The organism is Galactobacter valiniphilus, from assembly GCF_003575975.1.
Taxonomy (GTDB): domain Bacteria; phylum Actinomycetota; class Actinomycetes; order Actinomycetales; family Micrococcaceae; genus Galactobacter; species Galactobacter valiniphilus.
Genome location: NZ_QQXK01000038.1, coordinates 16,175 through 27,473 on the forward strand (window position 1 = coordinate 16,175; position 11,299 = coordinate 27,473).

The window sequence follows — 11,299 nt, forward strand, 5'->3', positions numbered from 1 at the left end:
AAACACGGCACGACGGCGGGTGGTCACCACCCGCCGTCGTACCGTGCTCGGCGGCGCCGCGCCCCCTGGGTCCCCCCAAGGTACCCACGAGGCGCGGCGAGCCGACCGAGCTTCTCCACCGCGCGGGCGGCGGGTGTCGGCTTGGCCCCTCCCCCCAGGTGGGGCCAAGCCGACGGTGCGGAGGAGGTGCATCGCCCCTTCCAGGGGTGAAGCAGCGACGACCGCCTCCACCCGGGAGCGCTTTGGGGAGAGGGTCCCGGACCGGCTGAACGGGCCCACTAGGGGGTGGCCCGCTCCGCCGGAGACCGCGTGGAAAGCCGCTTCCTGCGCGGACCTTCCAGTAGTGAAGAGTCCCGGGTGGGGCAAATCTCCCCGCAAAGAGCGATTTTTCTCTGACGGCGTTAGCGAGTCGGGCCCTGTTGGGTGCCTGGCCGAGAAAGCTAGGCGCGGACCTGCCGCTTGGAGGAGATGACGCCGGTGTCGAAGCCGGCCAGGTGCAGGCCGCCGTGGAAGCGGGCGTGCTCGATCTTGACGCAGCGGTCCATGACCACGGAGAGGCTGGCGGCCTCGGCGATCGCCGCCGCCTCCTCGTTCCAGGAGCCCAGCTGCAGCCAGAGGGTCTTGGCGCCGGCGTCGATGGCCTCCTGGGCCACGCCCGGCAGGTCGTCGTGCTTGCGGAAGACGTCAACCAGGTCCGGGGCCTCCGGCAGGTCCGCGAGGGACTTGTAGACCGGCTGGCCCAGGATCTCCGTCGCCACGGGGTTCACGAAGTAGACCTTGTACGGCGAGGAGGAGAGCAGATAGGTCGCCACGAAGTACGAGGCGCGCGAGGGCTTGTCCGAGGCGCCGACGATGGCGATGGACTTGGCCTTGCTCAGGAGGTTCAGGCGCTCGCCGGCCGACGGGCCGACCCAGCTGCGCTCGGGGGTCGCGGTGCTCACTTGGCGCCTCCCACGGGGATCGAGCAGGCCTCGTACTCGGGGGCGGCGAACTCTTCGACGGCCTCCGGCGCGGACTGCGACGCCGTGAGAGCCTGGTCCAGGTCCCACAGGATGTCCACGAGGTCCTCGAGGCCCACCGAAATGCGGATGAGGTCGTCGGGGATGCCGCCGGCCACGAGCTGCTCGGGCGTGAGCTGCTGGTGCGTGGTGGAGGCCGGGTGCAGCACGAGGGTCTTGGCGTCGCCGATGTTGGCGAGGTGGCTCGCGAGCTGCAGGTTCTCGATGAAGCGGGCGCCCGCCTCGCGGCCGCCCTTCACGCCGAAGCTGAAGACCGAGCCCACGCCGCCCGGCAGGAGCGCCTTGGCGCGTTCGTGCTCGGGGTGGGAGGCCAGGGAGGCATGGTTCACGTAGGTGACGAGCGGGTGCTCGTCCAGCCACGCGGCCACGGCGTTGGCGTTCTTGACGTGCTCGTCCATGCGCTGCGGCAGGGTCTCCACGCCGAGCAGCAGGTTGAACGCCGACTGCGGCGCCAGCGAGGGGCCGATGTCGCGCAGCTGCTCCGAGCGCAGCTTGGTCAGGAAGCCGTACTCGCCGAAGTTCCCCCACCAGGAGACGTTGCCGTAGGAGGCGACGGGCTCGGTCATGGACGGGAACTTGCCGTTGCCCCAGTTGAAGCGGCCGGACTCGACGACCACGCCGCCGAGGGTGGTGCCGTGGCCGCCGATGAACTTGGTGGCCGAGTGGATGACGATGTCCGCTCCGTGTTCCAGCGGGCGCAGGAGGTACGGGGTGGTGAGCGTGGAGTCCACGACGAGCGGGATGCCATGGCGGTGCGCCACCTCTCCCAGCCCGTCCAGGTCAACGATGGAACCCGAGGGGTTCGCGACGACCTCGGTGTAGATCGCCTTGGTGTTCTCCTGGATGGCGGCCTCGAAGTCGGCGGCCTCGGTGGAGTCAACGAAGGTGGTCTCCACGCCGAAGCGGCGCAGGGTCACGTCGAGCTGCGTGATGGTGCCGCCGTACAGGCGAGAGGAGGCCACGATGTGGTCCCCGGCCTGCGTCAGCGCGGCGAAGGTGATGAACTCGGCGGCCATGCCGGAGGACGTGGCCACGGCGCCGATGCCTCCCTCGAGCGAGGCGATGCGCTCCTCGAAGGCCGCCACCGTGGGGTTACCGATACGGCTGTAGATGTTGCCGTACTTCTGCAGCGCAAAGAGGTTGGCGGCGTCGTTCGCGTCTTGGAAGACGAACGAGCTGGTCTGGTAGATCGGCACGGCGCGGGCTCCGTGCTCGGAGTCCGGCGTCCCGCCGGCGTGCAGTGCACGCGTGCGGAAGCCGAAGCGGTGTTCGGGCGTGGTCGAGGGCATGAGACTCCTTCCATCGACTCCCGGCGGTAGCACCTGGCTTTCCTTGCACGACGACGCGTGGTCGCCTTGAGGGGGCTGGTTGCTGCGGTCTCGACGGGCCGGGTCCCTGAACCGCTCTAGATGGTCGCCTTTCAGTCTGTCAGCGGCAGGGGTGGCACGCGAAATCATGTTCCGTCATACGGCGCAAAGCGGCGCCCGCCCCGAAGATCCTTCGAAGGCGGGCGCCGCTGCGCTCCGGTGCCAGCCGGCGCTACGGCATGGCCACCTGGAACGGACCGCTCAGCGTGATCTCGGAGCTGCCGGTGCCGCCGCCCGTCTGGGTGAAGCTGAGCTGTGCCGTGATGGTGGTGGTGAGGTTGTTCCACTAGAACCAGGGCTGCTGGCCCCACTCGCCCGCGTCGAAGGCGAGGTGCAGCGGGCCGTTCGACGCGTGATTCCAGCCGGTGTACGTGAGGGTGCGGCCCATGGTGTTGTCAGGCTCGGTGCTCTGCGTGATGGCCTGGACCCAGGTGATCTTCAGGTCGCAGAGCGCCTGTCCGTCCACCGTGCCGCGCGTCAGGATCTCCTCGATCCGAGCTAACGCATCGCCGCCGCCGGCACCTGTGGTGTCCTCGTCCGCCTGCACCACGTAGGACTCGCCCTGCAACCAGCCGCCCTGCGTGGTGTACGCCGTGAGCCAGGCCGGAGGTGTGGTGCACTCGCGCAGCGCGGTGGAGGTGACCATCGTGGTCGGGCCGGGCGCGGTCTCGGTGACCGTGGAGACCGCCGTCTCGGTGACGGTGGCGCCGGCGGCGGTGTGGGTCACGGTCGCGGCGTCGGCGGTCACCGTCTCGGTAGTCGTGGCGCTCACGGTGGGGCCGGCGGCCGTCTCCGTCGCCGTGGAGGTGATGTAGACGGCGTTGGCGCCGTTGCAATCGGTGCCGGCAGCGGCGTTCGGGGCGCCGGCGAGCGGCAGAGCGCCGAGGAGCCCCACGAGGCCGATGGCCATGAGGGCGCCGGTGCGGGCGCGGCGCGACTTCACGATGAGCACGATCGCAACGGCGATGAGCGCGAGGGCGATCGCCACGATGGCGACGGTCGTCCCGGCACTCAGGCCGGTCTGGGGGAGGCATTCCATGGCAGGGATCCTTGGGGGGGTGCCGCGCGTCGGGGGCGTGCGCGGTCGACCCTGCGAAAGATACCGGATCCGGGGCGTGGAACATGACTCGCTCCTCACGGCGGCGGCGACGCCCCGACCGATGGGAGTCGGCAGGGGTGCCGCCGCCGCGAGCAGTGAGTTCCCGGGGCGGTCGCCGGGGCGGGGGTGACCGGCTGAGGGCACGGGATGCGCCCGAGGGCGCGCAGGGGCTCGCCGCGAGGTGGCTACTGAGGTGTGCCCGGCGGGCGCGGCTCAGGGGAGCGACGAACGGGGTTCGCCGGCGCGCTGGCCGATGGTGGCGAGAGATTCCACGGGTGCTGCGCCTTCTTAGACAGGGTGTTCTCGCGCGGCCCCCACGGTCACGCGTGGGACAAGTCTATTTTGCGGCGGGGGTCCGAACAAGGGTCAAGCGCCCTCCCAGCTACGAGACGTACCGTTAACGGCATGCCTGTCAGCACCGATTTTTCCTCCCCGCTCGCCTTCGTCCGCCACGGTCAGACCGATTGGAACGCGGCCGGCCGCCTGCAGGGGCAGGTGGACATCCCCCTGAACGACACCGGGCGCGAGCAGGCCCGCGAGGCCGCCGTGCAGTTTGAGGGCGGCGGTTGGGACGCCGTCGTCGCCTCCCCGCTCGGCCGCGCGCTCGAGACCGCCACGATCATCGCGGAGCACCTGGGCCTGCCCGCGCCGGAGACGGACGAGGGCCTGATCGAGCGCGGCTACGGCGAGCTCGAGGGTGCCGTGGACGCCGAGCTTCCGGCGGAGACGCGGCGTGTGCTCCATCCCGGCCACGACGGCGATCCGGGCCCCATCGAGGCGGTGGGCTATCGGCTGGGACTGCTCCCCGGCGTCGAGCATTCCAGGGAGACGGGCGAGCGCGGCCTCGCCGCGGTGCGCCGCATCGTGGCCGCCCATCCGGGCGAGCGCGTGATCGTGGTGGCCCACGGCACCATCATTCGGCTCACGCTTGATGCCCTGGATGACTGGCAGCGCTTCCACTCGAGCCCGCGCAACGCGGAGATCATCGAGCTCGACGCCGCCCAGTGGACCTCGGCGAGCGGCGTGCCGCGCGCCTGAACCGGGCGAACGCGAAGGAGGGGTGGGGAGCTTGGTGCTCCCCACCCCTCCTTCGTGTTCGGCGACGGGCTCAGCCCTCCTTGGGCGGCTCGTTGACCATGTCGATGGTCGTCGCCTCGAAGCGCTGCAGCGACACGAGGAACTCGGTGCGCTGGCGCGCCGTCCACTTGCTGAGCATGTGCTCCATGGTCAGGACGCCGGCGTCGTCGAGGCGCGTCGCGGCGGCGCGGCCGTTCTCCGTGACCTTGACGAGCGTGGCGCGGGCGTCCTCGGGGTCGCGGTCGCGGCGGACCAGGTCCTGGGCCTCGAGGCGGGCCAGGATCTTGGAGACGTTCGACGCGCCCGTGGCCATGGACTCGGCGATGGCCGAGGGGCGCAAGGGACCGTGGCGCCAAGCCAGCGTGAGCACGGTGACGGCGGAGGCATCCAGGTCCAGCCCGGCCTCGCGGCCCATGCGCTCCAGGAAACGGGGGTTGGTCCACTTGGCGAGGACCCGCTTGAGTGAGTCGAGCAGGTCGATTGACTGCTGGCGATCGGTGGGGCTCATCGGATCAGCGACCCCCCATCCACGGCGAGGGTCTGGCCCGTGATGAACGAGGCCTGATCGGAGAGCAGGAACACCACGGCGTTGGCGATGTCCCCGGGCTGGCCGAGGCGCTTCATGGGCACCTCGGAGGCGTACTCGTCCTGGGCCTCCTGCGGTAGCGAGGCCAGCGCCGCGGTCGCGATGGGGCCCGGGGCCACGGCGTTGACGCGGATGCCGCGGGCGGCGTACTCGGAGGCGACCGACTGGGTCAGGGAGAGCACGCCGTGCTTGGCCGCGCCGTAGGGCGAGAGGTTCGGCGTGGGCTGCAGCGAGGCGATCGAGGAGACGTTGACGATGGCGCCGCCGCCGTTGGCGACCATGTGGCCGATCTCCTCGCGCAGGCTCTGGAAGGTGCCGGTCAGGGTGATGTCGATGGTGCGGGCCCACTCGGCGTCGCTCAGGTACTGCACGGGCTTGGGCTGGGCGCCCACACCGGCGTTGTTGACGGCGAAGTCCAGGCCGCCGAACTCGGCGACGGCGCGCTGGATGAGGGCCTTGACCTCCGCCGCGTCGCCCACGGCGGTGTGCTGGTAGACGGCGCGGCCGCCGGCGGCGGTGATGGCCTCGACGACCTCGGCGCCGGCTTCGTCGTTGACGTCGGAGACGACCACATTGGCACCCTCGGCGGCGAGTCGCTCGGCGATGGCTCGGCCGATGCCGGCACCGGAACCGGTGACGAGTGCGGTCTTGTTCGTGAAGATCATGGTGGTCTCGATCCGTTGAAGCGGTGGGGTGGTCCGTAGTCTAATACTGTCCTAAGGACATTAAAAGTCCGTGACGTCCCGCTCGTTTCGGCCGGTCTGTGATACCGGGGCGGCCACCACGGGCAGGGCCCGCGTCTGCGCGTCGCTGAAGCGCCCGGGCGCCGGAGGCTCGCTTTCCTCGAGGAAGCTCAGGTCGGCCGGCTCGCCGCTCGCGGTGCCGCCGGACAGGGTCGTCAGGAGCAAGAGCAGGCAGGCCACGAGCGGGACGGACAGGGTGGTGAGTAGCTGCAACGGGTCCCACCAGTCTCGCACCGATCCGCCCAGGGAGACCTCGGTCCCGGCGAGCGGCTCGTAGGAGGCGCCGAAGACCACAAACGAGGTGCCGATGTGTGGCATCAGCACCAGGGTGAAGAACGCGGCGGGAACCGCCCAGCGCAGGAAGCCTCCCCGTCGGGAGACCGCCACGTGGGCGCCGAAGGCCACGAGCGCCACCGCCGCCGCGAGGGTGCTGGGCGTGCCCCAATCCTCCGCCTGCCAGCGCGCGCCCGTGGCGCCCGGATCGCGGGGCAGACCAAAGGCCTCCGGGGTGGACACGGTCAGCTGACCGGCGAAGGTCACGATCCCCAGGCAGAGGGCGACGACGATCGAGGCCGCCGCGCGCGGGGCGGCGCGCCACGCGCTGAATAGGGGAAGCGCGGCCAGGCCAAGGAAGATCCCGGCGGCGAGGCAGCGCAACCCGGCCCCGGCGGGCGAGGGCGGGTTGAGCGATTGCCCAAAGATGGTCACGGGATCCCAGGGCCAGCTCACGAGGATCACGGCCAGCGTGAGCAGCCACGCGAGCCCCAGGGCCCACAGGGCGGCGGGGGAGCGGCGCCCGGGGCGGGCCTCGGTGCGGCCCAGCGGGCGCGGCAGAAGCCAGGCCGCCAGGCCGGCGAGCAGCGCTGGGAGGAACGGAAGGGCGGCGTCGTGCATCTGTTCAAGCCGCGGATTCCTGGCGGCCTCCAGCGCACCGGCCCACGGAAGGGTGTCGGTGCCGACGAGCCACGCGAGCCCGAAGGACGCGGCAAGGGCTACGGCAACGAAGATGAGCGAGCGGACGGGTGCGAGCGAGCCGCGCGGCGGCGCCGACGCGTCGAGGGGGAAAGTCATGACGGCCTCCTGGGGTGCTCGTCCCACGGTACGTCCGCGGCCCCGCGCGGCCCGGGAGAAACGGCGGGAAGCGCCGGGCAGGCCGCGCGGGCCGTGGCTTGGGTAGGCTCGAGCCACCGGCGCCGCCACAGCCGGATTCGCACCGCTCTCTCCCGGAGGTCACGTGTCCATCCCCGCCGAGCTCGCCGCCGACGTCATCGCGTTCCGGCGCGAGCTGCACGCTCACCCGGAGCTGGACCTGGAGCTGCCCCAGACGCAGGCCGCGGTGCTCGGGCGGTTGGCCGGGATCGAGGGGCTTGAGGTCAGCACGGGCGAGGGCATGAGCTCCGTGGTGGCCGTGCTGCGCGGCGAGGCGCCGCTGCCAGAGGGAACGCGCCGCCCCGTGGTGCTGCTGCGCGGCGACATGGACGGCCTGCCCGTCACCGAGGAGACCGGCCTGCCGTACGCCCCGGACCCCGCCGGGACCATGCACGCGTGCGGCCACGATCTGCACACGGCCGGGCTGTACGGGGCGCTCGCGTACCTGGGTCAGCGCCGCGGGGAGCTCGTCGCCGACGTCATCGGCATGTTCCAGCCCGCCGAGGAGACCGACGGCGGGGCGCTGCGCATGATCGAGCAGGGGCTGCTCGAGGCGGCGGGCCCGCGCGCGGACGCCGCCTTCGCCCTGCACGTCTACTCGGCCAAGTACGAGCACGGGCGCTTCGTCTCCCGCCCCGGCAGCATCCAGGCCGGCTGCGACGACCTCATCGTCACCGTTCGCGGGCGCGGCGGCCACGGCTCCGTCCCGCACCTCTCCCAGGACCCCGTTCCCGTGGCGGCCGAGATGGTGCTTGGCCTGCAGAGCCTCGTCACGCGGCAGTTCGACGCCTTCGACCCCGTCGTGGCGACCGTTGGACACCTCACCGCGGGCACGGCGTCAAACATCGTTCCCGACACAGCGACGCTCTCGATCACGCTGCGCACCTTCTCTGCGGGTTCCCGCGCACGGCTCATCCCGGCCGTGGAGCGCCTGGTGCGCGGCATCGCCGACGCGCACGGCCTGGGCGTGGACGTGCGCCCCGATTGCGAGTTCCCCGTGACCGTCAACGATCCGGCCGAGGTGGACTACGCGCGCGGCGTCATCGAGGGGCTCTTTGGCAGCGAGGCCTACGAGGAGCTGCCCGCCCCCGAGCCCGGCAGCGAGGACTTCTCCGAGGTGCTCCTGCGCGTGCCCGGCGCGTACATCCTGCTCGGCGCCGTCCCGCCGGGGCAGGACCCGCACACGGCACCCACGAACCATTCGCCGCTGGCGGTGTTCGACGACGCGGTGTTGCCGCGCGCCGTCGAGGCGCTCGCCGGGCTGGCGCTCGGCAAGGGGCCGGTGGCCCTGTAGTTCCCTGCCCGACGGCGTGGGGTCACCCCGAGCGGGATCCGTTCAGTGCCGGCGGGCCAGCACCCCGGCCCACCAACGCTCGAGGTGCGGCCACAACAGGTCCACGCCGTCCCAGGCGGCGTCCCGGTTGAGCCGCGGCGACACGAAGTCGGCCGCCGCGTGGTGGGGAGCGCCGCCGTCCAGGTGCGCGCGCATCAGCTCGGTTCCGCGCTCCGGCGCGGGGGTGGAGCCAAAGAGCCCGCGGAGGCCGCGCCGGCGCTGCGGGTTCGCGGCGGGGAGCAGGATTTTCTCGAGCAGTTCCTTGAGCGCGAAGCCGGTCTCGACCTGGGCCGCCGCCAGTTCCTCGAGGGCCGTCTTGATGTCGAGGCTTTCGTCCTCCGGCGCGCCGATCACGCGCTGGGTGGCGTTCGAGGCGGCGGCCTCCGCGGCGTGCAGGCGGTGGAGCGCACGGGTGCCCTCTACCGCCGGGGTGCCGGCGGCTTCCGCGACGCTGAGCACGAGGCGCTCCGCCGCCGCGCCGACGCCGTCCACGCTGGAGGCGTCGCGCAGCCAGGCGTCCGCTCGCTCGGGGGGGGGGCCGGGGCGATGAGCGGGAGCACCCGCCGCGTGGAGGTGGCCGCCAGGTCGGCGTCGATCCCGATGTCGCGGCCCGCGCGCCTGGCCAGCTCGAGCTCGAGCTCCCCGTCTTCGAGCTCCGTGGCGATACGGGCGGAGAACGCCAGCAAGGGCCAGCGCTCAACGTGCGAGCCCAGATCCGCGAGGGTCTCCTCGAACCAGCCGTAGTCGATGTCGTCGCTCTTCACGCGGGCCTACGCGCCGGCGTCGGCCGTCGCGGCCGAGCGGGGGCTCGCACGGGAGGGCCGGGCGGCGGAGAGGAGCCAGGCGAGCGCGCCCAGCGCGAGGACCATCGTCATCGAGGCGAGCGTGCTCGCGATGGCGCTCCCCAACGAACCGTCGAGCTCCACGGAGGAGACGAACGGCAGCCCGGACCTTGGGGTCACGTGGAGCGGCAGCAGGGCCATGGCCGACAGCGCCCAGCGCGCCCCGGGGCCGCGCCCGTCCACGAGGCGGCCGAGCCCCGAGTAGAGCACGGCCCAGGCGGCGACCTGGACCACCGAACTCACCAGGATTCCCGCCTCCGCGGCACCGGACGGGACGCCTCCGGTGCCGCCGGCGAATCCGCCACCCAGCGCCGAGGCGAGGAGGAGCGAGAGCAGTCCGGGCAGGGCCCCCGCGACGGCCACCACCACGCCGGCACGGGCGGCCGACATGGCGCGCCTGGCGATGCCCCACAGCAGCACCATGGTGATGAGCGCCTTCACGGCGGTCGAGGGCAGGCCCACCCAGAGCGCGATCCACACTTTCTTGGCGGCCTCGAACACCGACACCGAGTCGCTCCAGCCGTTCATGCTCGAGGACCCGAGCGCCAACGCGAGGTGGACGCCGGCGCCGACCAGGAAGAGCACCAGACACCAGAACCACGGGCGGGTGGCGCCGGCCGTGCGCAGGGGGAGGGGGCGCGGCAGGAGCCACGCGAGCACCGCCGCACCGAGCGTGGGCAAGGTGGCGACCGCGGGGAGGAGGGCGAGGCCCCAGGTGGAGGCGCCGCCTTCGGTGATGCCCCGCAGGATCGGCTCCAGAAGCGGGGCCAGCGCCCAGCTCAGCGCGACAGACGCGACCGTGAAGATCCCGATGCGCAGCCACACGGCCCCGACGCTCAGTGTGCCGGAACCGCTCATGGCGCCCTCCTGGAATGGGTGAATGCCTTCCGTTCAGGCTAGGCGCGGGGGCACCCCGCGGCCAAGGCGGTGCCGCAACCGTTGCCAAGCCGGAACCCGTGCGCCGAGCCGCACGACGGCGCGCGGGGCCTCACGAGTTGCCCCGCCTACTCGGCGGGGCCGGGCGAGGGCGCGGGCGCCGAGCGCTGCGCGCCGCCCGAGGGGCGTCGCGCGGCGTCGCGCCCCATGGACAGCGCGAGCCAGCCGAAGACGAGGTAGAGGGCCAGCTCGCTCCAGCCGAGGCCCGCGAAGCCCACGGCCCCGATCTCGCCGCGTGAGAGGAGCTGCAGGGCCGTGTCTAGGGAGCGCGCTGCGGCGGACACGCAGGCCAGGGCCAAGCCCGCCAGGAGAACGGCCTGCCACCAGGGGCGTCCGTCCACGAGGCGCGCGAGGCCGGCGTACAGCACGCCCCACACGGCTGCCTTGACGAGCAGCTCCAGGAAAGCCATGCCCACGAGCCCGGGCGCGGAGGAGACCGCGAACGCGGCGCCGATCAGGGTCGCGAGGAGCAAGGGCGCCTGGACCGTGAGCGCCGAAGCCATCCCCGACCAGGCGGGGGAGAGGATGCGCCGCCACAGGGGCACCAGCACTCCGAACACGGCGACACACGTGACGAGTGAGCCCACGAAGCCGGAGGAGACCCGGCTCAGCGGAGCGGTGACGGTGCCGGCCAGCCCGGACGAAGTGCTCCACGAGGAGATGCCGGAGAAGGCGAAGGACAGCAGGACCATGAGGCCCAGGGCCACGCCGGAGAGGACGAAGATCCGGGACAGCGGCCGCACAGCTCCCGTGGCGGCGCTGACGGCGGTGCGCGGCAGGAACCACGCGAGCGCCGCGGCGCCGAGCAGGGGAACGCCCGAGAGGACCGAGAACACGGAGACCGGCCACGAGCCTCCGCCGAGGAGCGTGTCGCCCGAGAGCCCGCGGTAGGCCAGCATCAGCACGAGGCTGAGCCCGATGTAGCCCGCCGCGAAGAGGCCGAGCCGGATCCACAGATCCCCCGCCGCGCCGTTGCGTGATCCCATGCTTGCCCCCCAGCATCGCGTTCGGTTCGTGGTCCAGGCTAGGTGTATTGCCCCGGCAGGTTAGGTACGTCTTCGGCGGGGCGGCGTGACATGAGGAAGACCTCCGGGTGAGGTGTGGAGCTATCTAGGATCCAGCTCTCACCACGGAGGTCTTCATGCCCC

Annotated in this window: 11 protein-coding genes and 1 riboswitch; of the genes, 2 read left to right on the top strand and 9 right to left on the bottom strand. The window is 72.2% G+C overall.

Annotated features, from left to right (window positions below; genetic code table 11):
• Positions 1-440: 440 nt before the first annotated feature.
• From DWB68_RS14590 to DWB68_RS14600, 3 genes are all read right to left on the bottom strand, one after another.
• The gene (locus tag DWB68_RS14590; protein ID WP_119425852.1) at positions 441-941 is read right to left on the bottom strand and encodes a CoA-binding protein; all 501 of its coding nucleotides are present in this window, start codon (positions 939-941) and stop codon (positions 441-443) included.
• Positions 938-2,308: an O-acetylhomoserine aminocarboxypropyltransferase/cysteine synthase family protein gene (locus DWB68_RS14595; RefSeq protein WP_119425853.1), complete on the bottom strand. Its 1,371-nt coding sequence runs from the start codon at positions 2,306-2,308 to the stop codon at positions 938-940. Before DWB68_RS14595 ends, DWB68_RS14590 begins: the two co-directional genes overlap by 4 nt.
• Before the next feature lie 7 nt (positions 2,309-2,315).
• Positions 2,316-2,435, bottom strand: a riboswitch (SAM riboswitch).
• A 237-nt stretch (positions 2,436-2,672) separates the two neighbouring features.
• The gene (locus tag DWB68_RS14600) at positions 2,673-3,425 is read right to left on the bottom strand and encodes an LPXTG cell wall anchor domain-containing protein (protein ID WP_119425854.1); all 753 of its coding nucleotides are present in this window, start codon (positions 3,423-3,425) and stop codon (positions 2,673-2,675) included.
• 465 nt (positions 3,426-3,890) lie between these two features.
• On the opposite strand from DWB68_RS14600, the gene DWB68_RS14605 reads away from it, so the two are divergent.
• The gene (locus DWB68_RS14605) at positions 3,891-4,523 is read left to right on the top strand and encodes a histidine phosphatase family protein (protein ID WP_119425855.1); all 633 of its coding nucleotides are present in this window, start codon (positions 3,891-3,893) and stop codon (positions 4,521-4,523) included.
• A gap of 70 nt (positions 4,524-4,593) precedes the next feature.
• On the opposite strand, the gene DWB68_RS14610 is transcribed toward DWB68_RS14605, so the two are convergent.
• Genes DWB68_RS14610 through DWB68_RS14620 form a run of 3 tightly spaced genes read right to left on the bottom strand, consistent with a single transcriptional unit; the run spans position 4,594 to position 6,962 of the window.
• Complete coding sequence (locus DWB68_RS14610; RefSeq protein ID WP_119425856.1) at positions 4,594-5,070, bottom strand: MarR family winged helix-turn-helix transcriptional regulator; 477 nt, start codon at positions 5,068-5,070, stop codon at positions 4,594-4,596.
• Positions 5,067-5,813 (bottom strand): SDR family NAD(P)-dependent oxidoreductase, encoded by a 747-nt coding sequence (locus DWB68_RS14615; protein ID WP_119425857.1) that lies wholly within the window; start codon positions 5,811-5,813, stop codon positions 5,067-5,069. Before DWB68_RS14615 ends, DWB68_RS14610 begins: the two co-directional genes overlap by 4 nt.
• 60 nt (positions 5,814-5,873) lie before the next feature.
• Positions 5,874-6,962, bottom strand: coding sequence for a hypothetical protein (locus tag DWB68_RS14620; protein ID WP_119425858.1), 1,089 nt, complete (start codon positions 6,960-6,962; stop codon positions 5,874-5,876).
• Between the two features lie 163 nt (positions 6,963-7,125).
• On the opposite strand from DWB68_RS14620, the gene DWB68_RS14625 reads away from it, so the two are divergent.
• The gene (locus DWB68_RS14625; protein WP_119425859.1) at positions 7,126-8,334 is read left to right on the top strand and encodes a M20 metallopeptidase family protein; all 1,209 of its coding nucleotides are present in this window, start codon (positions 7,126-7,128) and stop codon (positions 8,332-8,334) included.
• A 42-nt stretch (positions 8,335-8,376) separates the two neighbouring features.
• On the opposite strand, the gene DWB68_RS14630 is transcribed toward DWB68_RS14625, so the two are convergent.
• From DWB68_RS14630 to DWB68_RS14645, 3 genes are all read right to left on the bottom strand, one after another.
• Positions 8,377-8,865, bottom strand: a complete 489-nt coding sequence (locus DWB68_RS14630) for a hypothetical protein (RefSeq protein ID WP_119425860.1) — start codon at positions 8,863-8,865, stop codon at positions 8,377-8,379.
• Between the two features lie 278 nt (positions 8,866-9,143).
• Positions 9,144-10,073, bottom strand: a complete 930-nt coding sequence (locus tag DWB68_RS14640; protein ID WP_119425862.1) for a hypothetical protein — start codon at positions 10,071-10,073, stop codon at positions 9,144-9,146.
• Between the two features lie 146 nt (positions 10,074-10,219).
• Positions 10,220-11,137 carry a hypothetical protein gene (locus tag DWB68_RS14645; protein WP_119425863.1) on the bottom strand — a complete coding sequence of 306 codons (918 nt, stop codon included), beginning with the start codon at positions 11,135-11,137 and terminating at the stop codon, positions 10,220-10,222.
• Positions 11,138-11,299 lie beyond the last annotated feature (162 nt).

Coding starts and splice junctions, on each gene's coding strand:
- DWB68_RS14595 (WP_119425853.1), bottom strand. CDS start 2,308: ATGCCCTCGACCACGCCCGAACACCGCTTCGGCTTCCGCACGCGTGCA.
- DWB68_RS14600 (WP_119425854.1), bottom strand. CDS start 3,425: ATGGAATGCCTCCCCCAGACCGGCCTGAGTGCCGGGACGACCGTCGCC.
- DWB68_RS14605 (WP_119425855.1), top strand. CDS start 3,891: ATGCCTGTCAGCACCGATTTTTCCTCCCCGCTCGCCTTCGTCCGCCAC.
- DWB68_RS14610 (WP_119425856.1), bottom strand. CDS start 5,070: ATGAGCCCCACCGATCGCCAGCAGTCAATCGACCTGCTCGACTCACTC.
- DWB68_RS14615 (WP_119425857.1), bottom strand. CDS start 5,813: ATGATCTTCACGAACAAGACCGCACTCGTCACCGGTTCCGGTGCCGGC.
- DWB68_RS14620 (WP_119425858.1), bottom strand. CDS start 6,962: ATGACTTTCCCCCTCGACGCGTCGGCGCCGCCGCGCGGCTCGCTCGCA.
- DWB68_RS14640 (WP_119425862.1), bottom strand. CDS start 10,073: ATGAGCGGTTCCGGCACACTGAGCGTCGGGGCCGTGTGGCTGCGCATC.
- DWB68_RS14645 (WP_119425863.1), bottom strand. CDS start 11,137: ATGGGATCACGCAACGGCGCGGCGGGGGATCTGTGGATCCGGCTCGGC.